The organism is Streptomyces sp. NPDC030799, assembly GCF_055572255.1.
In genome coordinates, this window is record NZ_JBVIDS010000001.1 from 546,247 (window position 1) to 566,745 (window position 20,499).

General features: G+C 70.1%; 20 protein-coding genes and 1 tRNA gene. 14 read left to right on the forward strand and 7 right to left on the reverse strand.

The genetic code is table 11. The annotated features are described in order from the left end of the window. Positions 1 to 45: 45 nt before the first annotated feature. The 6 genes from ACZ41I_RS02360 (at position 46) to ACZ41I_RS02385 (ending at position 4,545) form a co-directional block, all read left to right on the forward strand. Entirely contained in the window at positions 46 to 483 is a 438-nt protein-coding gene (locus ACZ41I_RS02360; RefSeq protein ID WP_351245079.1) for a DUF3052 domain-containing protein, read from the forward strand. 133 nt (positions 484 to 616) lie between these two features. Next, positions 617 to 1,075: a peroxiredoxin gene (locus ACZ41I_RS02365; RefSeq protein ID WP_360090617.1), complete on the forward strand. Its 459-nt coding sequence runs from the start codon at positions 617 to 619 to the stop codon at positions 1,073 to 1,075. 138 nt (positions 1,076 to 1,213) lie between these two features. Beyond that, on the forward strand, positions 1,214 to 1,789 hold the full coding sequence (locus ACZ41I_RS02370; protein ID WP_363217549.1) for a calcium homeostasis/redox stress adaptation protein: 576 nt from the start codon (positions 1,214 to 1,216) through the stop codon (positions 1,787 to 1,789). A 94-nt stretch (positions 1,790 to 1,883) separates the two neighbouring features. Continuing rightward, entirely contained in the window at positions 1,884 to 2,462 is a 579-nt protein-coding gene (locus tag ACZ41I_RS02375; RefSeq protein ID WP_363217550.1) for a TerD family protein, read from the forward strand. Between the two features lie 116 nt (positions 2,463 to 2,578). After that, positions 2,579 to 3,718 carry a DUF475 domain-containing protein gene (locus ACZ41I_RS02380; protein ID WP_363217551.1) on the forward strand — a complete coding sequence of 380 codons (1,140 nt, stop codon included), beginning with the start codon at positions 2,579 to 2,581 and terminating at the stop codon, positions 3,716 to 3,718. A gap of 89 nt (positions 3,719 to 3,807) precedes the next feature. Then, the gene (locus ACZ41I_RS02385) at positions 3,808 to 4,545 is read left to right on the forward strand and encodes a TerD family protein (protein WP_363220473.1); all 738 of its coding nucleotides are present in this window, start codon (positions 3,808 to 3,810) and stop codon (positions 4,543 to 4,545) included. A 106-nt stretch (positions 4,546 to 4,651) separates the two neighbouring features. On the opposite strand, the gene ACZ41I_RS02390 is transcribed toward ACZ41I_RS02385, so the two are convergent. Next, positions 4,652 to 5,347: a TerD family protein gene (locus tag ACZ41I_RS02390; RefSeq protein WP_468326445.1), complete on the reverse strand. Its 696-nt coding sequence runs from the start codon at positions 5,345 to 5,347 to the stop codon at positions 4,652 to 4,654. Positions 5,348 to 5,534: 187 nt separating this feature from the next. Here ACZ41I_RS02390 and ACZ41I_RS02395 point away from each other — a divergent pair, with 187 nt between their 5' ends. Genes ACZ41I_RS02395 through ACZ41I_RS02405 form a run of 3 tightly spaced genes read left to right on the forward strand, consistent with a single transcriptional unit; the run spans position 5,535 to position 9,986 of the window. Next, on the forward strand, positions 5,535 to 6,701 hold the full coding sequence (locus ACZ41I_RS02395; RefSeq protein ID WP_399771700.1) for an HpcH/HpaI aldolase/citrate lyase family protein: 1,167 nt from the start codon (positions 5,535 to 5,537) through the stop codon (positions 6,699 to 6,701). A gap of 25 nt (positions 6,702 to 6,726) precedes the next feature. Beyond that, the gene (locus tag ACZ41I_RS02400) at positions 6,727 to 9,180 is read left to right on the forward strand and encodes a phosphoribosyltransferase (RefSeq protein ID WP_399771698.1); all 2,454 of its coding nucleotides are present in this window, start codon (positions 6,727 to 6,729) and stop codon (positions 9,178 to 9,180) included. Next, positions 9,180 to 9,986, forward strand: a complete 807-nt coding sequence (locus ACZ41I_RS02405; protein ID WP_363217832.1) for an HAD family hydrolase — start codon at positions 9,180 to 9,182, stop codon at positions 9,984 to 9,986. Before ACZ41I_RS02400 ends, ACZ41I_RS02405 begins: the two co-directional genes overlap by 1 nt. Positions 9,987 to 10,072: 86 nt before the next feature. Here ACZ41I_RS02405 and ACZ41I_RS02410 read toward each other — a convergent pair whose 3' ends face one another. Then, positions 10,073 to 10,282, reverse strand: coding sequence for a zinc ribbon domain-containing protein (locus ACZ41I_RS02410; RefSeq protein ID WP_399771693.1), 210 nt, complete (start codon positions 10,280 to 10,282; stop codon positions 10,073 to 10,075). Positions 10,283 to 10,530: 248 nt separating this feature from the next. On the opposite strand from ACZ41I_RS02410, the gene ACZ41I_RS02415 reads away from it, so the two are divergent. The 3 genes from ACZ41I_RS02415 (at position 10,531) to ACZ41I_RS02425 (ending at position 15,320) form a co-directional block, all read left to right on the forward strand. Further along, the gene (locus ACZ41I_RS02415; protein WP_468326475.1) at positions 10,531 to 12,687 is read left to right on the forward strand and encodes a transglycosylase domain-containing protein; all 2,157 of its coding nucleotides are present in this window, start codon (positions 10,531 to 10,533) and stop codon (positions 12,685 to 12,687) included. Positions 12,688 to 12,736: 49 nt separating this feature from the next. Continuing rightward, on the forward strand, positions 12,737 to 14,032 hold the full coding sequence (locus tag ACZ41I_RS02420; RefSeq protein WP_468512974.1) for a polysaccharide deacetylase family protein: 1,296 nt from the start codon (positions 12,737 to 12,739) through the stop codon (positions 14,030 to 14,032). A 187-nt stretch (positions 14,033 to 14,219) separates the two neighbouring features. Beyond that, positions 14,220 to 15,320: an amidase domain-containing protein gene (locus ACZ41I_RS02425; protein ID WP_468512975.1), complete on the forward strand. Its 1,101-nt coding sequence runs from the start codon at positions 14,220 to 14,222 to the stop codon at positions 15,318 to 15,320. A 31-nt stretch (positions 15,321 to 15,351) separates the two neighbouring features. Here ACZ41I_RS02425 and ACZ41I_RS02430 read toward each other — a convergent pair whose 3' ends face one another. The 3 genes from ACZ41I_RS02430 to ACZ41I_RS02440 all read right to left on the reverse strand — a co-directional run bounded on the left by ACZ41I_RS02430 (position 15,352) and on the right by ACZ41I_RS02440 (position 18,238). After that, entirely contained in the window at positions 15,352 to 15,876 is a 525-nt protein-coding gene (locus ACZ41I_RS02430) for a DUF4383 domain-containing protein (protein WP_363217835.1), read from the reverse strand. Positions 15,877 to 15,989: 113 nt separating this feature from the next. Beyond that, a complete protein-coding gene (locus ACZ41I_RS02435; RefSeq protein ID WP_468512976.1) occupies positions 15,990 to 17,381 on the reverse strand; it encodes a hypothetical protein in 1,392 nt (463 codons plus the stop codon). 74 nt (positions 17,382 to 17,455) lie between these two features. Next, positions 17,456 to 18,238 (reverse strand): DUF4097 family beta strand repeat-containing protein, encoded by a 783-nt coding sequence (locus ACZ41I_RS02440; RefSeq protein WP_468512977.1) that lies wholly within the window; start codon positions 18,236 to 18,238, stop codon positions 17,456 to 17,458. 216 nt (positions 18,239 to 18,454) lie between these two features. Between ACZ41I_RS02440 and ACZ41I_RS02445 the strand changes: the two genes are divergently transcribed. After that, positions 18,455 to 18,526: transfer RNA gene (locus tag ACZ41I_RS02445), tRNA-Val, on the forward strand. 58 nt (positions 18,527 to 18,584) lie between these two features. Here the strand turns inward: ACZ41I_RS02445 and ACZ41I_RS02450 are convergent. Beyond that, positions 18,585 to 18,926, reverse strand: coding sequence for a hypothetical protein (locus ACZ41I_RS02450; RefSeq protein ID WP_399771686.1), 342 nt, complete (start codon positions 18,924 to 18,926; stop codon positions 18,585 to 18,587). Between the two features lie 92 nt (positions 18,927 to 19,018). After that, a complete protein-coding gene (locus ACZ41I_RS02455) occupies positions 19,019 to 19,918 on the reverse strand; it encodes a ketopantoate reductase family protein (protein WP_399771684.1) in 900 nt (299 codons plus the stop codon). Positions 19,919 to 20,011: 93 nt separating this feature from the next. Between ACZ41I_RS02455 and ACZ41I_RS02460 the strand changes: the two genes are divergently transcribed. Next, the gene (locus ACZ41I_RS02460; RefSeq protein ID WP_399771681.1) at positions 20,012 to 20,242 is read left to right on the forward strand and encodes a DUF2277 domain-containing protein; all 231 of its coding nucleotides are present in this window, start codon (positions 20,012 to 20,014) and stop codon (positions 20,240 to 20,242) included. Positions 20,243 to 20,499: the final 257 nt, after the last annotated feature.

Genomic DNA, 20,499 nt, shown 5'->3' on the forward strand with positions numbered 1-20,499 from the left:
GCGCGTGGCTGAGATATTCACCAAGACATGATCAGGAGGCAACCCGTGAGCGCGACCGCGGACCACGCGGAGGAGCGGACGAACCCTGCCGCCAGGCTGGGGTTCCAGCCCGGGCAGGTGGTCCAGGAGATCGGCTACGACGACGACGTCGATCAGGAGCTCCGCGAGGCCATCGAGGAAGCCGTCGAAGGCGACCTGATGGACGAGGAATACGACGACGTGGCCGACGCCGTTGTGCTGTGGTTCCGTGACGACGACGGTGACCTGACGGATGCGCTGGTGGATGCCACCACGTACATCGAAGAGGGCGGCGCGATCCTGCTCCTCACGCCGAAGACCGGCCGTTCGGGGTACGTGGAGCCGAGCGACATCCAGGACGCCGCCACGACGGCCGGCCTGACGGCCTCCAAGAGCGTCAGCGTGGGCAAGGACTGGAGCGGCAGCCGGCTGGCCACGCCGAAGGCGGCCAAGTCCAAGAAGTGACGTGAGGGTCGTCGACCGGACGGGCTGGTCTTCGCCCCAGCCCGTCCGGAAGGCCCCGGTGATCGCTGCGTAGGGTGGAGCCGAGCGTTTGCTGTGCGCTCACCCGAACAGCCCACCGAAGGGATGCACGACGATGGCGATCCAGGTCGGCGACAAGGCGCCCGACTTCGAGCTCAAGGACAACCACGGCCGCACCGTGAAGCTCTCGGACTTCCGCGGCGAGAAGAACGTGGTCCTGCTCTTCTACCCCTTCGCCTTCACCGGTGTGTGCACCGGTGAGCTGTGCGAGCTGCGCGACAACCTGCCGAAGTTCTCGGACCGCGAGACGCAGGTGCTCGCCGTCTCCAACGACTCCATCCACACCCTGCGCGTCTTCGCCGAGCAGGAGGGCCTGGAGTACCCGCTGCTCAGCGACTTCTGGCCGCACGGCAACGTCTCGCGCGCGTACGGCGTCTTCGACGAGGACAAGGGATGCGCCGTGCGGGGCACCTTCATCATCGACAAGGAGGGCGTCGTGCGGTGGACCGTGGTCAACGGCCTGCCGGACGCGCGCGACCTGAACGCCTACGTGAAGGCGCTCGACACCCTGTAGGCCGACCGTGGCCGACACCTGTGATGCACCGGGTCCAGGGTCTGCGGGGTGCGGGAACCCGTCACTAGGATCGGCACGTTGATCCCATATCCGAAGCACGACGGGGCTCCCCGCCCCTGGACACCACATGGAGGACCCGTGGGAGTCAGCCTCAGCAAGGGCGGCAACGTATCGCTGACGAAGGAGGCCCCGGGCCTGACCGCCGTCATCGTCGGGCTGGGCTGGGACGTGCGCACCACGACCGGCACCGACTTCGACCTCGACGCGAGCGCGCTGCTGCTGAACAACTCCGGCAAGGTCGCGAGCGACCAGCACTTCGTCTTCTTCAACAATCTCAAGAGCCCCGACGGCTCGGTCGAGCACACCGGTGACAACCTCACCGGTGAGGGCGAAGGCGACGACGAGCAGATCAAGGTCAACCTGGCCGGCGTCCCGGCCGACATCGAGAAGATCGTCTTCCCGGTGTCGATCTACGACGCCGAGAACCGCCAGCAGTCCTTCGGCCAGGTCCGCAACGCCTTCATCCGCGTCGTGAACCAGGCCAACCAGCAGGAGATCGCCCGCTACGACCTGAGCGAGGACGCCTCCACCGAGACCGCCATGGTCTTCGGCGAGCTGTACCGGCACGGGGCGGAGTGGAAGTTCCGTGCCATCGGCCAGGGCTACGCCTCCGGTCTGCGCGGCATCGCCCAGGACTTCGGCGTCAACGTCTGACGCACAAGGGCCTGGCACCGGCGCCGCACCGTTTACGTGCGGCGCCGGACGCGCAGGACAACCAGGGAAGCACCACTAGGGGAGGACCAGCATCATGGGCGTCACGCTCGCCAAGGGAGGCAATGTCTCCCTCTCCAAGGCCGCACCGAACCTCACCAACGTCATGATCGGGCTCGGCTGGGACGCGCGATCCACCACCGGCGCTCCCTTCGACCTCGACGCCAGCGCGCTGCTGTGCGGCGCGGGCAACCGCGTGCTGGGAGACGAGTGGTTCGTGTTCTACAACCAGCTCAAGAGCCCGGACGGCTCGGTCGAGCACACCGGTGACAACCTCACCGGTGAGGGCGAGGGCGACGACGAGTCCATCCTGGTGGACCTCACCAAGGTTCCCGCGCACTGCGAGAAGATCGTCTTCCCGGTCTCCATCCATATGGCGGACGAGCGCGGCCAGACCTTCGGCCAGGTCTCCAACGCCTTCATCCGGGTCGTGAACCAGGCCGACGGCCAGGAGCTGGCGCGCTACGACCTGAGCGAGGACGCCTCCACCGAGACCGCCATGATCTTCGGCGAGCTGTACCGCTACCAGGGCGAGTGGAAGTTCCGGGCCGTGGGGCAGGGCTATGCGTCGGGCCTGCGCGGTATCGCCCTGGACTTCGGGGTGAACGTTTCGTAGCGCGGCTTGCCCCGCACGGTACCGCCGGTAGGGTGCACCTCTACACTCGGGAGTCAACGTTTAGCAAAGCCGAGTACGGCGCGGGGGAGCCCCGTACTGACACGATTGGGTAGCCAGTGCTTCTGAAAACCTTCGGCTGGTCGTTCGCGGTCACCGCGCTCGGCTTGGTCGCCGCGTTCTTCTACGGGGGGTGGGAGGCCTTCGGCGTCGTCGCGATCCTCGCCGTCCTCGAGATCTCGCTGTCGTTCGACAACGCGGTGGTCAACGCCGGCATCCTGAAGAAGATGAGCGCCTTCTGGCAGAAGATCTTCCTCACGGTCGGCGTCCTCATCGCGGTCTTCGGCATGCGGCTGGTCTTCCCGGTCGTCATCGTCGCCGTCACCGCCAAGCTCAACCCGTACGACGCGGTCCACCTGGCCCTCACCGACAAGGACCGCTACCAGCAGCTGGTCACCGACGCCCACCCGGCGATCGCCGCCTTCGGTGGCATGTTCCTGCTGATGATCTTCCTCGACTTCATCTTCGAGGACCGGGACATCCAGTGGCTGCGCTGGATCGAGCGGCCCCTGGCCAAGCTCGGCAAGGTCGACATGCTGGCGGTCTGCATCGCCCTGATCGCCCTGCTGATCACCTCCTTCACCTTCGCCACCCACGCCCACCAGCACGGCGGCGCGCACATCGACAAGGCCCAGACGGTCCTGATCGCCGGTATCGCCGGCCTGATCACCTACATGATCGTCGGAGGCCTGTCCGGCTACTTCGAGGACCGGCTGGAGGAAGAGGAGGAGCGCGAGCACGAGGCGGAGGAAGAGGCCGCCCGCAGCGGCAAGCCGAAGTCGGCGGTACTGCTGGCCGGCCAGGCCGCGTTCTTCATGTTCCTCTACCTGGAGGTCCTGGACGCGTCCTTCTCCTTCGACGGCGTGATCGGCGCCTTCGCCATCACCAACGACATCGTCATGATGGCCCTCGGCCTCGGCATCGGCGCGATGTACGTCCGCTCCCTCACGGTCTACCTGGTCCGCCAGGGCACCCTCGACGACTACGTCTACCTGGAGCACGGCGCCCACTACGCCATCGGCGCCCTGGCCGTGATCCTCATGGTCACCATCCAGTACGAGATCAACGAGGTGATCACCGGTCTCGTCGGCGTCCTCCTGATCGCCTGGTCCTTCTGGTCCTCCGTCCGCCGCAACCGCGCGCTGGCGGCCGCCGGGGAGGGCACCGGAGAGAAGGCCGAGGTCTCCTCCGGGGTGTGACACCCCGGCCGGTGAGGAACGCTCTGAGCGGGGCGGCCGACGCGGTCGGCCGCCCCGACGGCGTTCACAAGAATGACCTGGGGGCGGGAATGGGTTTCTTCGACGGGCTGCGCGGTGCCAGCGCTGCCGACTTCGACTCGGGCAGCGCTTCAAGCAACGCCATAGAACTCACCAGGCGGCACCAGGCGGTGTCCCTCACCAAGCAGGGCGCGGCCACCGGCCATCTGCGCGTCAACCTCACCTGGCGGATGCGCACCTCCGACTTCGACGGAGTCCAGCGCACCAGCCTCTTCAGGCACCCCTTCAAGGCCCTCAGGCCCCCGGAGGTCCTCGGCCACGGCCAGAGCATGGTCAACGTCGACCTCGACCTCGGCTGCCTCTACGAACTGACCGACGGCACGAAGGGCGTCGTCCAGCCGCTCGGCGGCTACCTCGGCGACGTCAACGCACCGCCGTACATCAAGCTCAGCGGAGACGACCGGTTCGGCTCGGCGTCCGGCGAGACGATGTACGTCAACCTCGACCACCGCGACGCCATCAAACGCCTGCTGGTCTTCGTCTACATCTACGACCAGACGCCGGCCTTCGACCGCACCCACGCCATCGTCACGCTGTACCCGAGCAACGGCCCCCGCATCGAGATAGGCCTCGACGAACGCCATCCCCAGGCCCGCTCCTGCGCGGTCGTCATGATCGAGAACGTGAAGGGCGAGCTGGTCGTCCGCCGCGAGGTGAAGTTCGTCTACGGCTTCCAGGGGGAGCTGGACCGGCTCTACGGGTGGGGGCTGCAGTGGGGGAGGGGCTACAAGACCAAGGTCGACCGCTGAAGCGCCGGGAGCCGGTGCGCCCCGAGGGGGCGCGGGGAACTGCGCGAGAAACCACGAGCCCACCGCAGCCGCCGTACAACCGGCAGCCCCGAGCCACTGGGCGCACTCACCGCCCGATGAACTGCGGCCCCTGCGGAGGCAACCGGAAGTCCGAAGCCAACGGCCCGACCGGAACAGGAACCGGCTGCGGCTGGGGGTATCCATACGCCGGCTGCGGCACCACCGCCGGAGGCAATGGCTGCGGAACCGCCGGGGGCTCCCCCTCGTCCACCGAGATGCCGAAGTCCGTGGCCAGCCCCTTCAGCCCGTTCGAGTAGCCCTCTCCCAGCGCGCGGAACTTCCAGCCCTCCCCGCGCCGGTACAGCTCCCCGCAGATCAGCGCCGTCTCCGCGCCCGTCTCCGGCTTGATCTCGAACCGGGCCAGCGGCTCGGCGTCGGCGACCGCGGCGTCGTACAGCAGGATGCACAGCGCCGGCACCCGGTCGAAGGTGACCCCGTCCGCCGACGCGACCAGCAGGATCCGGCCTACGTCCGGCTCGACGCCGGGCAGATCCGTCTGGATCGTGTCGGTCAGTCCCTCGGTGATGCGCTTCTTGCCCAGCCGCCACACCTTCCCGGAGGGGTGCCGGGGCTGGTTGTAGAAGACGAAGTCCTCGTCGGAGCGCACCCGGCCGTCAGGGCCCAGCAGCAGCGCCGAGACGTCCACGTCCGGGACCGCCTGCCCGGGCGCCCAGCGCAGCACGGCGCGGACCGTGTCGGCTTCCAGCGGGACGTTCGACCCCTTCAGCATCGCGTGCGTCATGCGGTCATCCTGCCCTCTCGGTCCTGGCCACGACAATGCGGGGGGTGGTCTCCCAGAGCACCGCCGACATGGGTGAGTTACCGGAAATTCATGCCCGCAGGGAACCCCTGACATGGATCTCTACGTACTATTACCGGCCACCCTTTACCGAACACTGAGACTCGGGCCCACGTCCTGAGGGAGTCCTATGCGTCATTTCGGGCACATCGCCCCGGAGGTGCGGCAGCGCCTCTTCCACCGGGAGCCGTGCGCGTTCAGCGCCGACTCGCCGGCCCGGCTGCTCGCCGCCGCTCTCGGCGCCACCCTGTACAGCCCGGCCACCCGGCCGAGGCTCGCCGACGACATCGTCAAGCAGGCCGGGAACGGCGTGGTCTCGATGGTGCTGTGCCTGGAGGACTCGATCGACGACGCGGACGTCGCGGCCGGCGAGGACAACCTCGTCCGGCAGTTCGCCGACCTGGCCGCCCGGCCCGGCGTCGAGCCGCCGCTGCTGTTCATCCGGGTGCGCACCCCCGAGCAGATCCCCGATCTGGCCCGGCGCCTCGGCCCGTCCGTGCGGCTGCTGTCCGGATTCGTGCTGCCCAAGTTCACCGAGGAGCGCGGCATCCCCTTCCTGGAGGCCCTGACGGCCGCCGAGGCCGAGACCGGGCGCCGGCTGTTCGCCATGCCCGTCCTGGAGTCCCCGGAGCTGCTCTACCGGGAGTCCCGCGTGGACACCCTGGAGGGCATCTTCCGCGCGGTCGACAAGTTCCGCGACCGGGTGCTGGCGCTGCGCCTCGGCGTGACCGACTTCTGCTCCTCCTACGGCCTGCGCCGCGCCCCGGACATGACCGCCTACGACGTCCAGATCGTCGCCTCGGTGATCGCCGACGTCGTGAACATGCTGGGCCGCGCCGACGGCACCGGGTTCACCGTGACCGGGCCCGTGTGGGAGTACTTCCGGGTCTCCGAGCGCATGTTCAAGCCGCAGCTCAGACAGAGCCCCTTCCTGGAGGTGCAGGCCGTCGAGCTGCGCGAGAGGCTGATCGAGCACGCCATGGACGGCCTGCTGCGGGAGATCTCCCTCGACCACGCCAACGGCCTGCTCGGCAAGACCTGCATCCACCCCTCCCATGTGCTGCCCGTCCACGCGCTGTCCGTGGTCAGCCACGAGGAGTACAGCGACGCCCAGGACATCCTGCGGCCGGAACGCGGCGGCGGGGGTGTACTTCGCTCGGCCTACACGAACAAGATGAACGAGGTGAAGCCGCACCGCGCCTGGGCCGAGCGCACTGTGCTGCGCGCCGAGGTCTTCGGCGTGGCCCACGAGGACGTCGGCTTCGTGGAGCTGCTCGCCGCCGGGATACCCGGCTGACCCTTCCCACACGTCCAAGGAATGCATGAATCACGCAGTGAACGACGGCATCTGGTCCGGCAGCTGGGTCGCGGAGCGGCTCGGGGTCGAACTCGTAGGGGACGACGGTCTGCAGGCCCTGCTGGGACTGGCGCTGCGCCGTAATCCCAAGCGGGCTCATCTGCTGGTCTCCAACGTGCTCGGCAAGCACGTACCGCAGTCGCCGTCCGTGGTCTACGAGTACGGCTACCGCTTGGGCCGACGGGTCGCCGCGCTGCTCTCCCCGGACGAGGCGGGGAAGGCGGTGGTCCTCGGTTACGCGGAGACCGCGACCGGGTTGGGCCACGCGGTCGCCGACGGCCTCGGTACGGCGCCGTATCTGCACTCCACGCGCCGGCCGGTGGCCGGGGTCGCCCGGGCGGGCGGCTTCGAGGAGTCGCACTCGCACGCCACGTCGCATCTTCTGCTGCCGGAAGACGCCGGCCTGCTGGCCGGTGACGGTCCGCTGGTACTCGTCGACGATGAGTTCTCCACCGGTAACACAGTGCTGAACACCATCCGTGACCTGCATGAGCGGTATCCGCGGGGGCGGTATGTGGTGGTGGCGCTGGTGGACATGCGCTCGGCTGAGGACGCGGATCGGCTGGAACGGTTCGCCCGTGGGATCGGGGCCCGGGTGGATCTTGTCGCCGCCGCGTCCGGGACGGTGCGGCTGCCGTCGGATGTGCTGGGCAAGGGGCAGCAACTGGTGGCTCACCATGAGTCGGCCGGGTGCGGGTCGTCCGTGGCCGGTCGCGCCCGAGGGGCGCACCGGCCCAGGCGCATAGAACTGCACTGGCCCCATCGCCTCCCCGACGGCGGGCGCCACGGCTTCACGCCCGCCCACCGGGCCCGCCTGGACGCCGCCCTGCCCGCCATGGCCGCCCGAATACGCGGCGCCCTGCCCTCCGGCGCCCGTCGCGTCCTGGTCCTCGGCTTCGAAGAGCTGATGTACGCCCCCCTACGCCTCGCCCGTGAGCTGGAGCGGACCACGGATGCCGAGGTGCGCTTCTCCACCACCACCCGCTCGCCGGTCCTGGCTCTGGACGATCCCGGGTACGCGATCCGTACCCGCCTGGTCTTCCCCGCCCACGACGACCCGGCGGACGGTCCCGGTGAGCGCTACGCCTACAACGTCGCCGGCGGCGGCTTCGACGCCGTCGTCGCCGTGGTCGACTCCGTCGCCGACACTCCCGCCCTGCACGCGCCCGACGGCCTGCTGGCACGGCTCGCGGCGCACGTCCCGCACGTCCTGCTCGCGGTCGTCCCCGCGTATGTCCCGCACACTCCCGAAAGGCCGGCCATGCTGCCCGAGCCCCTCCGCGGCCCCGCATTCTCCAGTTACGCGCCCGACGAGGTCGGCTGGCTGCTGCAGGACCTGTCCGACGTCACGCTGGAGGCGCCGACCGAGGAGCGCGAGGAGGCCATCCAGAGCGGCGGCGCGCACTACGCCGAGTCACTGCCCGTCGAGTACCAGCCGAGCGAGCAGTACCAGGAGTTGTTCCACACCGCCCTCGACGCCTCCGCCGCCCGGCTCGCCCAGGCGGTCGGCGTGGTGACCGAGGCGGTCATCGCCGAGCGGTCGCCCCGCCCGGTGCTGGTGTCCCTGGCCCGGGCGGGTACCCCGGTCGGTATCCTCATGCGCCGCTGGGCCCGGTTCCGGCACGGCCTCGACCTCCCGCACTACGCCGTGTCGATCGTGCGCGGCCGGGGCATCGACGCCAACGCGCTGCGCTGGCTGGCCGACCGTCACGACCCCCGTGACGTCGTGTTCGTCGACGGCTGGACCGGCAAGGGCGCCATCACCCGCGAACTCGCCCAGGCCGTCGAGGAGTTCGAGGAGCGGGAGGGCATCACCGGCTTCGACCCGGAGATCGCCGTACTCGCCGACCCGGGCTCCTGTGTGCGCACCTACGGCACCCGTGAGGACTTCCTCATCCCCTCCGCCTGCCTCAACTCCACCGTCTCCGGCCTGATCTCGCGTACGGTGCTGCGGGCCGACCTGGTCGGCCCGGACGACTTCCACGGTGCGAAGTTCTACCGCGAACTCGCCGGCGCCGACGTCTCGGTGGCCTTCCTCGACGCCGTCTCCGCCCGCTTCCCCGAGGTTGCCGACCCCGTCGACGCCGCGGTCAAGGAGCTGATGGCCGAGGACCGCACCCCCACCTGGGCCGGCTGGCGGGCCGTCGAGCGGATCAGCGAGGAGTACGGCATCCACGACGTGAACCTCGTCAAGCCCGGCGTCGGCGAGACCACCCGGGTGCTGCTGCGCCGGGTGCCGTGGAAGATCCTCGCCCGTGCCGGGGCCGGCGCCGACCTCGACCATGTCCGCCTGCTCGCCGAGCAGAGAGGCGTACCCGTCGAGGAGGTCGGCGACCTGCCGTACACCTGCGTCGGGCTGATCCACCCCAGGTACACGCGTGGGGCGACGGGCGCCGACGGCAAGGCGGTGAACGCCTGATGCCGGTGCTGGTGGCGAGTGACCTCGACCGTACGCTGATCTACTCCTCGGCGGCCCTCGCGCTGACCATGCCGGACGCGCGGGCACCCCGGCTGCTGTGTGTGGAGGTCCACGAGGCCAGGCCGCTGTCGTACATGACGGAGACGGCGGCCCAGCTGCTGACCGACCTCGGCGACACGGCCGTCTTCGTGCCGACCACGACCCGGACCCGCAAGCAGTACCAGCGGATCAACCTTCCCGGGCCGCCCCCCACGTACGCGATCTGTGCCAACGGCGGCCATCTGCTGGTCGACGGGGTGACGGACCCCGACTGGCACGCGGGTGTGCAGGCCCGTCTCGCCGACGAATGCGCACCGCTGGCGGAAGTCCGCGAGCACCTGCTGAGGACGGCCGACCCCGTCTGGGTGCGCAAGCACCGGATCGCCGAGGATCTGTTCGCCTATCTCGTCGTCGAGCGCGAGCTGCTGCCCGAGGACTGGGTGAAGGAGCTGGCGGTGTGGGCCGAGAACCGCGGGTGGACCGTCTCGCTCCAGGGCCGCAAGATCTACGCCGTCCCCCAGCCGCTCACCAAGAGCGCGGCGGTACGCGAGGTCGCCCGCCGCACCGGCGCGGACCTCACGCTGGCGGCGGGTGACTCCCTCCTGGACGCCGACCTGCTCCTCGCCGCCGACCGGGGCTGGCGCCCCGGCCACGGCGAACTGGCCGACACGGGCTGGACGGCACCGCAGATCGCGGCACTGCCGGAGCGGGGGGTGCTGGCCGGCGAGCGGATCGTACGGGAGTTTCTGCGAGCGGCACGGCAGTAGCGCCCCCCAGGGGCGCGGGGAACGGTGCGATGAGCCACAGCGGTGCCGGGCCGCGGGAAGGCGCCGAGCGGCACCTTCGTGGGTGATCAGCCGCAGCAGCCCCCACCGCAACAACCGCCGCCCCCGCCCCCCGCAGGGGCCTGCGTGGCCGTGCCGCCCACGGCAACGGTCGACAGCAGCTTCACCGTGTCGTCATGCCCGGCAGGGCACGGCGCAGGGGCGGCGGATTCGGCCATGGGCCGGCTCATTTCGAACGTCTCGCCGCAACTGCGGCAACGGTACTCATAGCGTGGCATGGGCCCAGGGTAGCCGTCGGGGCCCGGGCGACGGTTTCTCAATGTTGCATGAGTGTTGCGAGAAACTCCGCCCTTTGAACAGAGGATTCGAAAACTTCGTTGATAACTTGTGAACGCCGTAGCGAGGGTGCTCAGCTCACCGCGCGAGCAAGAACGAGTGCGGAGGGGAGACGCAGGTGACCGATGCGTCGCAGGGGGACGGCGCTCCCCAGGCGGGAGCCCGTGGTGACAAGCCGATCGACGCGGACATGACCCTGCATCTGAGGGTGGAGACCCTCAGGGCGGACGAGACCGTGCAGCTGCGCGTGCCCCCGCCGCCGGAGCCGCCCGCGGCCGGCAGCCGGGCCGAGCGCCGGCGCAGTGCGCGTCCCGCCGCGCGCGAGCGCGCCCTGGCCGCGACCCGGCGTCTGCTCGGGCCGCTCACCCCGTACGCCCGCAGCCTGGCCCCGTACGCCCGCCGGCTCGCCCGCTGCGCGCGCCGTCTGAAGCCCCTGTACCCCCGCCCCGGCCGGACCGGCTGGCGCCGCTGGATACCGTCCTGGCGCCAGTGGCTCGGCGCCACGACGGCCTCGTTCGGCCTGCTGACCCTCTTCCTCGCCACCGCGTACGCGATGACCGACATACCGACCGACCTGAACACCTACGCCACGCAGCAGGACAACGTCTACTTCTGGTCGGACGGCACCCCGATGGCCCGCACGGGCTGGGTGCAGCGGCAGGCGATGCCGCTGAAGGACATACCCCCGGACGTCCGCTGGGCGGTGCTGGCGGCGGAGAACGAAAGTTTCTACTCGGACCCGGGCATATCCGTCAAAGGCATCACGCGGGCGCTGTACCGCACGGTGGGCAAGGGCGACACCGAGGGCGGATCCACCATCACCCAGCAGTACGTCAAAAACGTCTATCTCTCCCAGAACCAGACGCTCAGCCGCAAGTTCACCGAGGCGATGATCGCCCTCAAGCTCGACAACAAGATGAGCAAGGACCAGATCCTGGAGGGCTACCTCAACACCAGCTGGTTCGGCCGCGGCAGCTACGGCATCCAGCGCGCCGCCCAGGCCTACTACGGCAAGGACGTCAGCAAGCTCAACGCGTCCGAGGCCGCCATGCTCGCCGGACTCCTCAAGGGCGCCGGCCTGTACGACCCCACACTCGGCAAGGCCAACCACAAGCGGGCCGTGGAACGCTGGAAGTGGATCCTGGACCGCATGGTCAAGATCCACCAGCTGTCGCCGCAGGAGCGCGCCACGTACAAGACCTTCCCCGAGCCGCTGAAGAGCAACCCGCTGTACAACACCGGCGCGCAGAGCGACTACCTGGTGGAGCTGGCGTCGCAGTACGCCAAGAAGGCCGGGCATCTGACCGACCAGCAGTTCGACCTCGGCGGGTACCAGATCTACACGACCTTCGACCGCAAGCGGGAGCAGGCGCTCACCGACGCCGTCACCAAGGCCCGCAAGCAGGCGAAGAAGGACCACCCGGACGCGGCGAAGACCGCGCACTACGGCGCCGCGTCGGTCGCCGCCGACGGCCGGATCCTCGCCGTCTACGGCGGCCCGGACCACCGTACGCAGGGTTACAACGAGTCCAACGCGGCCACCGTCCCGGCCGGCACCGCGTTCCTGCCGTTCGTCTACGCCGCCGGGCTCGAACACGGCGTCCACAGGACACGCGGCGGACCCGCCACCCCCGTCACCCCGGAGACGCCCTACAACGGCGACGACGGCATTCCCGTCACCACCCCCGAAGGCCCCTACTGGGACCGCAGCGGCAAGAAGGTCGCCGCGCACAACGACGGCGGGAAGTCCTACGGGCAGATCACCCTGCGCCAGGCGCTCGCCCAGTCGGTCAACACGCCCTTCATGCAGCTCGGCATGGACACCGGCCTGGACAACGTGCGCCAGACCGCGGAGGCGTCCGGACTGCTGTCCGACAGCATCGGCCCCCAGGTGCCCGCCCTGTCGCTCGGCAACTCCACGCCCAGCGCCATCCGCATGGCGAGCGGATACGCCACGTTCGCGGCCGGCGGCACGCACACGGAGCCGTACTCGGTGCGCCGGATCACCCGGAACGGCGCCCCGGTCGCCCTCAACACCCCGCGCCCCCGGCGTGCGGTCGGCGCCCAGGTGGCCCAGGAGGTCGACGAGGCGCTCGCCGACTCCTTCCGCACCGCCCACCCGGCCACGGCCGCCCTCACACCGGGGGCGGCCGGGAAGGCCGGCACCGACGACAAGGACACCGCCGCCTGGTACGCCGGCACAGCCGACTCCGTGTCGACAGCGGTCGTCGTCTACCGCATGGACCTGGCGAAGTCCCTGCAGCCACTGCCCCTCAAGGGGCTGGCGGGCACATCGGCGGACGACGTCCCGTACGCCCTCTGGTCGGCCGCCACGGGTCTGGGCTGACCCCGGACCCCACAGATCCCCTCGCCCCTCTCTGAGATTGAGCCGCGCAATGTCTCGCAAGAAGTCACCGACGGGCCGACGTCGCGCCCCCGGCCGTCGCCTGGGCCCCGCCGCCACCCGCCCGCAGGTCCTGACGCTCGCCGTCCTTCTCGTCGTGGCCTCCCTGGTGGCCGGCTTCCTGGCGCTGACCCGGCCGGACCACACCGAGCCGACCGCCTCGGCCGGCAAGAAGCCCAAGGCGGCCGCCCCGAAGCCCAGCCCGACACCCACCTGGGACGGCAGGACCCACATCCTCGGTGACGGCTCGACCTCCTACACCGGCCCGCAGCCGGGGCAGTTGAAGCCGGTGCCGCTCAAGCCCGGCGAGAAGCCGCCCCAGTTCGTCGTCTTCTCCTGGGACGGCGCCCTGGAGGGCGACGACCATCTCTTCTCGCACTACCGGAAGATGGGCGAGCAGTACAACGCCCACATGACCTTCTTCCTCACCGGCATCTACCTGCTGCCCAAGAGCAGGAAGTCGCTCTACCACGGTCCGATGCACTCACCCGGCGACGCCGCCATCGACTACGCCACCGACGAGCACATCCGCACCACCCTGGAGCAGCTTCGCCTGGCCTACCAGCAGGGCAACGAGATCGGCACCCACTTCAACGGCCACTTCTGCGGCAAGAAGGGCGGCGGCGACTGGTCCGTCGCCCAGTGGAAGAGCGAGATCGACCAGTTCTTCCAATTCGTGGAGAACTGGAAGACCACCACCGGCTACAAGGACGTTCCCGCGCTTCCCTTCGACTTCAAGAAGGAGGTCACCGGCGGTCGCGCACCCTGCCTCGAGGGCCAGCCGAATCTGCTGAAGGCCATCAAGAGCTATGGCTGGCGCTACGACGCCAGTTCGCCGGGCGACTTCCAGATATGGCCCACGAAGAAGAACGGCATCTGGGACTTCCCGCTGCAGATGCTCCCGTACGAGAACGGCAAGTTCCAGGGCCTGTCCATGGACTTCAACTTCCTCTACAACCAGTCCCAGGGCGAGACGAACGGTGATCCGTCGAAGTACGCCCAGTGGCAGCAGATGACCGTCGACTCCTACATGGCCGGCTTCAACCGCGTCTACTACGGCAGTCGGGCCCCGCTGTTCGTCGGCGACCACTTCGAGGACTGGAACGGCGGCATCTACATGAAGGCCATCGACCAGATCATCCCGAAGATCTGCACCAAAAAGGGCGTCAAGTGCGTGACCTTCAAGGAACTGGCCGACTGGCTCGACGTACAAAAGCCGCAGACCCTGGCCGCGCTGCGCAGCCTCGACCCGGCGCAGTCGCCGGACTGGTCGCAGGTCGTCAAGTGACCTGCGCCCGGCGCGGATTCCACTTGTGCAACACCCTTCACATGCACCGCATCAGGCATGCAAAGATGCTCCATCCCGGTAGGTGTACCGGCGAAAAGGGGAAACACCATTGAAATCAAGAAGACTGAGCCGTAAGCGCCGCCGCGCGACCATAGTCACGGCAGCGGCCGCCTCCGTGGTCGCAGGCGTGGCCCTGGTGCCGAACTGGAGCGCGGGGGCGGCGGTCACCAACGACCCGACGGTGGACGCGGCCACCAAGGCGACCTTCCAGCGGCTCGCCGACGCGGTCTTCACCGACCGCACCCAGGCCCTGGTGGACGGGGCCGGCAGCGCCCGGACGCGGCACGCATCCGGCTTCTCGGGGTCCGTCCGGCTGTCCGGCGGGCAGTCCCGCGAGCAGAGCTCCGCCCTCGGCGAGCTGCGCGCCCGCAGGACCCGCCTCGCGAAGCTGGGCGAGAAGTACAGCGCGGGCAGCACGAAGGTCTCGCTCGACGCGACCGAGGTCCACGGCCGGCGCGCCAAGGTCGCCGTCACCGAGACCACGACCCTGACCTACCACAAGGCCGCGGCCAAGGGCCCGAAGACCACGGGGTTCCAGGCCCACCACGAGCTGACCTTCAAGGCGGACCGCGACGGGAACTGGCAGCTGACCGGCATCCGCGACACGGATGACGGCTATCTCGCCGTGAACCAGGTCGCCACGCCGTCCGTCGCCAAGGTGAGGACGACCGCCGACGACGGCCCGCCCGACGCGCCCCGCGCGGCCACCAGCTGGCCCGCTCCGGCCAACCCGAAGAACCTCACCGGCGGCGCCTACGACTACAAGGCCATGGTGGCGTACGCGACGAAGTACTGGTCCCACTACAACCCGGACTACCCGGACTACAACGGGGAGGCCGACGGCGGTGACTGCACCAATTTCGTCAGCCAGTCCCTGAAGGCGGGCGGCTGGAAGCACGTTCCCGGCTACACGAACGACTTCCACAAGTGGTTCGGCAACGCCGACATCCAGTCGGACTCGTTCGTCGGCGTCAACGAGTTCTCCTGGTTCGCCCTGTCCTCCAAGCGCGTCACCCCGCTCGCCAACGTCTACCAGGCGAACCTCGGTGACGTGGTCCAGATGGACTTCAACCGGGACGGATCCAAGGACCACTCGATGATCGTCACCTACCGCGACCGCTATGGCGTGCCGTACGTGACGTACCACTCCACGAACACCTACAACAGGTCGGTGGCCAGCCTGGTCGCGTCGTACCCGAACGCGTACTTCTACGCCTACCGCACCTGATCCGGTCCGGTCGCTGCCGGCGCGGGACGGCTCAGTCCGTCCCGCGCTCGTCCTGCGGACCGGGATGCCGCGCCCGCCAGTACGGGTTGTCGTGCGGCAGGGTCGAGCCGACCCGGCCGTACATGCCGAAGGTCATCAGCAGCAGGCCCACGATGAAGCTGAAGAACACGTTCTGGATCCTGAACGCCAGGAAGTTGTAGCCGGTGTCCAGCAGGCCGAGGGTCAGGAAGCCCGCCAGCAGGAACAGCACCCCGAACACCATGTTCAGCGTCGACGCCACGTTCCCGCCGATCACCATCCCCGCAAGCAGGATCGCCCCGACGACGATCGACAGCACACTCAGCGTGCCGTTGGTGTTCAGCCCGGCGACGGAGTTGCCCCCGGTGTCGAAGAAACCGATGTGATTGACCAGCCCCAGGATGCCGAACGCGACGAGGAACGCGCCGATCAGGCCCGCGCCGATCCGGTAGACCGTGTTCAGCCTGTGGTCGACGGGCAGATGCTCGTCGAACCGGATCCGCCGTCGCGGTCTCGTGTGCGCTGCGTGTGTGGCCATGTCCGCCTCCCTCGATCGCTAGCGGAGGCCATCCGTCCACCCAATATCCGCCCGCCCCGCGGCACCCTGCAACCGACGGGACTGCAGCGCCCCCCGAAAGGGCGCTCAGCCGCTCAGTGCCCCCCGCCCCGTTCTTCCCGGATCTGAGCCACGACCCGCGCCGCAACCCGCCGGACGGCTTCCGTCTCGGTCAGGAAGTGCCAGAAGTCGGGATGCCGCCCCTCCAGCGAGCCGATCGCCCGCTCCAGCCGCGCCACCGCCTCGTCCAGCGGCCCCGCATGCCGCGGATCGGGGGTCGTACGGCCCGTCATGGCCAGCCGCTGGGCGTCCCGGAGGGCGAACCGGGTCCGCTCGACCTCCGCCTGCGGATCCTTCTGCACCTCGTTCAGGCGCCGCAGCCGCTCACCCGCGGCCGACACGGCCTCGTCGGTGGTGTTCAGCAGGGCCCGTACCGTCGACAGCAGCGAGGTGGCGTCCGGCCAGTGCTGGGCGTCCCGCGCCTGCTGTGCCTCGCGGAGCTTCAGCTCGGCCTGCCGGACGTTCTGCACGGCCTGCTCGGGCACCTGCTGCAGGTCCTGCCAGCAGGCGGCCGCGAACCGGCGCCGCAGCTCGCTGAGCACCGGGTCCACCTGCCCGGCCCGGGTGGTCAGTGCCTGGGCGCGGGTGCGCAGGCTGACCAGCCGGTGATCGATCTCTGCCGCCTTCTCCGGCAGCCGCTCGGCCTCGGCCCGGATCGCCCCGGCCTCCCGCTGCACCCGCTCGGCCCGCTCCAGGGTCTGCTGCACCCCGTGCTGCCCGGCGCCCTGGTTGAGCCTGGTCAGCTCGGGGGAGAGGGCGGCGAGCCGCCCGGCGAGGTCATCGGCGCGCAGTCCCTGCTCACGTACGGCGTCCAGCGCGTTGCTCGCGCCCAGCAGCGCCTGCCGGGCCCGCTCCACGGCGGGCGCCAGCCGGGCCAGCTGGGTCTCGGCCGTGCCGAGCAGCGGCCCGAGCGATGTGCCGAAACGGTCCAGCTCCTGTTTGACCCGGACCAGTTCGTCCTTGGCGGAGGTCAGCTCCGCACGCGCCCGGGAGGCCGCCGAGGCCTCCAGGTCGTCCCGGTCGAGATCATGGGCGTCGACGGCCTGGATGTACCGCCGGCTGACCTCGTCGATCCGCTGCCCGAGCGCCGCGAAGTCGGTGGCGGCACGCCGGGCGGCGGGGGAGTCGTCCACGGCCGTGATCGTCTCGACGGAGATCCTCAGGTCCCGCTGGGCGGTGTCCAGTTCGTAGAACGCGGTCGCCGCGGCGTCCTTCGCGGCCTGCGCCTCGGCCCGCTGGCTCTCCGCCCGGCCGCCGAACCAGCGCCGGGTGCCCCCGCCCGCGAACGCGGCGGGCAGGGCGAGCGCCGCCAGCACCGGCAGGCCCAACAGGGTCAGGGTGTCGCGCAGAGCCGTGGACCCGGACCGGGCCCGGACGGTCGACGGCGGGTACGACCGCGTCGCTGGCGTGCCCGGTGTCGCCGTCACATCCCTCTCCCGTGCCGTGGTTCGCCGTGGGTGGTGTCATTCTCCCACCCGTTGCAGACGAAGACACGGGCCGGTCAGTTCGGGTTCCGCACCGTGACCTTTCCGTTCGAGGAGTCGGCGGTCACGCGGTGCGGGCTCCGGTCCCGCTGCGACACCCCCACCGACACCGGCCCGTTGTCCGACTCGGCCGTCACGTGGTACTCGGCGCGGGGCACGGTGACCGTCACCTCTCCGTTGTCGCTGTGGGCGCTCACCATGTCGGGTACGGCACCGAGTTCGAGGTCCACCTCGCCGTTGCTGTCCTCCGCCCGCACCCGGCGCGAGGTGACCTCCGCCCGGACCGTGCCGTTGTCGGACTGCAGGTCCAGCGGTCCCGACGCATCGGTGACGTGCACATCACCGTTGCTCGTACGGATGCCGAGCGCGGCCGTGAACCCGCTCGCCCGCACGTTCCCGCTTCCGTCGAGGACCTTGACGCCGATCCCGGACGGCACCTCGATGCGGTAGCGGGCCGAGCAGTCGGCGAAGAGCCCGGAGCAGTGCTCCCGCAGCACCAGCCGGTCGTGGTCGAGCGACCAGCTGAGGTTCGGCCCGCTGCCGATGGCCACCGACCCGTCGAACCACCGGGTGACCTCGACCGCGCCGGCCTTGCCTCCCTGCTTGTTCCCCCGCCCGGCGACCAGCTCGATCGCCGCGTTGTCGCTGTCGACGGTGAGCGTGCGCCCGTGCAGTGCGAAGGACCGGTGGTCCGGGTGCTTGTCGTCATCCGCCGAGGCACCACAGGCACTGAGCCCGGCGACGAGCACACCGGTGCCCAGGGCCAGGACGGCAGCACGGACGGAAACGGAACGGGTCATGACGAGTTCTCCCCCTGGACGGTCTGCGGCGACCGTGAACGATCTGCAACGACCGTAAACGATCTGGACGAAGACCTTGATCCGGCCAGCTCCCCGACCCGGGGTGGGGATAACCCCCGTCTCGGCCCCGTTGTGACCCGGCGGTACAGGTTTGCCGTGCACCGGTCCCGGCAAGGTAGGCTGTCGACTCGTCCTGGGTGCACAGCCCGGGTGTCCGGGTGCGTAGCTCAGGGGTAGAGCGCCTGCCTTACAAGCAGGATGTCGGCGGTTCGAAACCGTCCGCGCCCACCGGCGGCGAAGCCCCCGGCCATGTGGCCGGGGGCTTCGGTCATTCCGGAAGGCGTTGTCATTCCTCCCCGCTCGGCTGCTCGTGTGCATGCTTGAGCCGGGTGCGGGCCTCCATGCGGTCCGCCGCGGCCACCTCGGCCCAGAAACGGTGCGTGCTGACGAACACCGCGAGTTCGTGCTCGCGGCGGCGCAGCTTCTCCACCTCGGCCTGCTCGTCCGCCGTCCAGCCGGGGGAGGCGGGCCGCTCCACCTTGCGCCAGCCGTTGTCGTCACTGAAGCCGTCCATCGGCTCGACCGACCACGGCAGGCGCTTGAGCAGGGCCGAGAGCTCGGCCCGGACCTGATGCAGCTCCTCCTGACCGGCGAGGAGGTCACTGGGGAATTCATAGGTCGCAGCCACACGGCAATGCTACGCCTGTTCGATTTTGGGTGGCGAGTTCCTTCCTGAGGTTCCGGGGAGGTTCAGCCGAACGGGTGGCCGACCGGCGGGTGTCAGTGGCCGGCCGCCTGCAGCTCGCCCACCAGGCGGGCCGTCACCGGAGCCGGTACGCCGTGCCGCCCGGCCGCGCGCAGCAGGGCCCCGCCGATGGCATCGAGTTCCAGTGGGCGGCCCGCCTCGGCGTCGCGCTGCATGGACGACTTGGCGCCGGGCGGGAAGGCGTCGTACCGCGCCAGGGCCTGGACCGGGTCGGCGGGGGCGCCGCAGGCGCGGCTGACCGCGGTGGTCTCGGCGACCAGGGACTCCAGTTCCTCGCGGTGCCGGCTGCGGGCCTCGCCGAGCGGGAGGCCGTACCGGGTGGTGAGCAGCGCGAAGGGGGCGAGGAACGCCATCTTGGCCCACAGGGCCGCCGTCTCGTCCGCGGCCACCCGCGCGGTCGCACCGGCCGCGGTGAGGTCGGCGGCGAGGGCGTCCAGGCGGGCACGGGGCACGCCGTCCCCGGCGAGGTCGACCTCGGTGAACGGGCTGCCGTGTTCGATCACGCCCGGGGCGACGCGGGCGGACTCCACGCGGATGACCGCCGGGGCGACCCGGTCGGGGCGGTAGCGGGCGCGCAGCCGCGCGGGGTGTTCGACACCGTTCAGGAGCGGCACGGCGAGGGCGTCGCCGAGGGCGGCGGGCGGCACCCGGGTGAGGGCGGCGTCGAGCGCGGTGTGCTTGACGGCGATCAGACAGGCGTCCACCGGTTCACGCAGCTCGGTGTCCGCCTCGACGCGGGCGGTGAAGTCACCGAACTGGGAGCTGCGGACGGTGATTCCGGTACGGCGCAGGGTCTCGGCCGTACGGTCCTGCGCCAGGCAGATGACGCGGTGGCCGGAGCGGGAGAGCAGGGCGGCGAGGAGGCCGCCGGTGCCGCCGGGGCCGAGTACGGCCACGGTGTTCTTGGTCGCCATGAGGCTGTTCCTTTCGAGGGTCGGCCCCGGGTGTCGGTGGCCGCCTTGCGCGCGATCATCGCAGGGGTGTGCGGTCTGCGTAAGACTGGGGGCATGTGCCGGAGTATCAAGACGCTGCGTCCGCCCGTCCTGCCCGGCGAGGCCACGGACGAGGACATCCACGCGGCCGCGCTGCAGTACGTACGGAAGATCTCGGGGTTCCGGGCTCCCGCCGCGCACAACCGCGAGGTCTTCGACCGCGCGGTGGCCGCCGTGGCCGAGGCCACGGCCGAGTTGCTCGGCGGCCTGGAGGTACGCGGACAGTCCGTCCGCAGCGCGGGGTAGTGCGGGCCGTGTGAGGTCTCTCATAGAGGGGTGCGCCTTAGGAGGCGTGCCTCGTCGGCGCCCGATCTGCGGTGCGCGGTCGGTGAGTTGCCCGTCCCACGGCACGCGGCCACGGGCGCCCGGCCGCAGTCGGAGCACGTCCGGTCCCGCGGTCCCGTCGTCGCGCATGACTGACGCCCCGTCAAGATCCGTTCATGCCAAGCGAGTCGGTCCTTTGCGCTGCCCGCGGACGGGGTGCGCCGGTGACCCGGCGCGGG

What these genes read in the sequence shown, in the direction of transcription:
- ACZ41I_RS02365 (WP_360090617.1), top strand. Translation starts at nt 617, where the DNA reads ATGGCGATCCAGGTCGGCGACAAGGCGCCCGACTTCGAGCTCAAGGAC.
- ACZ41I_RS02375 (WP_363217550.1), top strand. Translation starts at nt 1,884, where the DNA reads ATGGGCGTCACGCTCGCCAAGGGAGGCAATGTCTCCCTCTCCAAGGCC.
- ACZ41I_RS02385 (WP_363220473.1), top strand. Translation starts at nt 3,808, where the DNA reads ATGGGTTTCTTCGACGGGCTGCGCGGTGCCAGCGCTGCCGACTTCGAC.
- ACZ41I_RS02390 (WP_468326445.1), bottom strand. Translation starts at nt 5,347, where the DNA reads ATGACGCACGCGATGCTGAAGGGGTCGAACGTCCCGCTGGAAGCCGAC.
- ACZ41I_RS02395 (WP_399771700.1), top strand. Translation starts at nt 5,535, where the DNA reads ATGCGTCATTTCGGGCACATCGCCCCGGAGGTGCGGCAGCGCCTCTTC.
- ACZ41I_RS02400 (WP_399771698.1), top strand. Translation starts at nt 6,727, where the DNA reads ATGAATCACGCAGTGAACGACGGCATCTGGTCCGGCAGCTGGGTCGCG.
- ACZ41I_RS02405 (WP_363217832.1), top strand. Translation starts at nt 9,180, where the DNA reads ATGCCGGTGCTGGTGGCGAGTGACCTCGACCGTACGCTGATCTACTCC.
- ACZ41I_RS02410 (WP_399771693.1), bottom strand. Translation starts at nt 10,282, where the DNA reads ATGCCACGCTATGAGTACCGTTGCCGCAGTTGCGGCGAGACGTTCGAA.
- ACZ41I_RS02415 (WP_468326475.1), top strand. Translation starts at nt 10,531, where the DNA reads ATGACCCTGCATCTGAGGGTGGAGACCCTCAGGGCGGACGAGACCGTG.
- ACZ41I_RS02420 (WP_468512974.1), top strand. Translation starts at nt 12,737, where the DNA reads ATGTCTCGCAAGAAGTCACCGACGGGCCGACGTCGCGCCCCCGGCCGT.
- ACZ41I_RS02430 (WP_363217835.1), bottom strand. Translation starts at nt 15,876, where the DNA reads ATGGCCACACACGCAGCGCACACGAGACCGCGACGGCGGATCCGGTTC.
- ACZ41I_RS02440 (WP_468512977.1), bottom strand. Translation starts at nt 18,238, where the DNA reads ATGACCCGTTCCGTTTCCGTCCGTGCTGCCGTCCTGGCCCTGGGCACC.
- ACZ41I_RS02455 (WP_399771684.1), bottom strand. Translation starts at nt 19,918, where the DNA reads ATGGCGACCAAGAACACCGTGGCCGTACTCGGCCCCGGCGGCACCGGC.
- ACZ41I_RS02460 (WP_399771681.1), top strand. Translation starts at nt 20,012, where the DNA reads ATGTGCCGGAGTATCAAGACGCTGCGTCCGCCCGTCCTGCCCGGCGAG.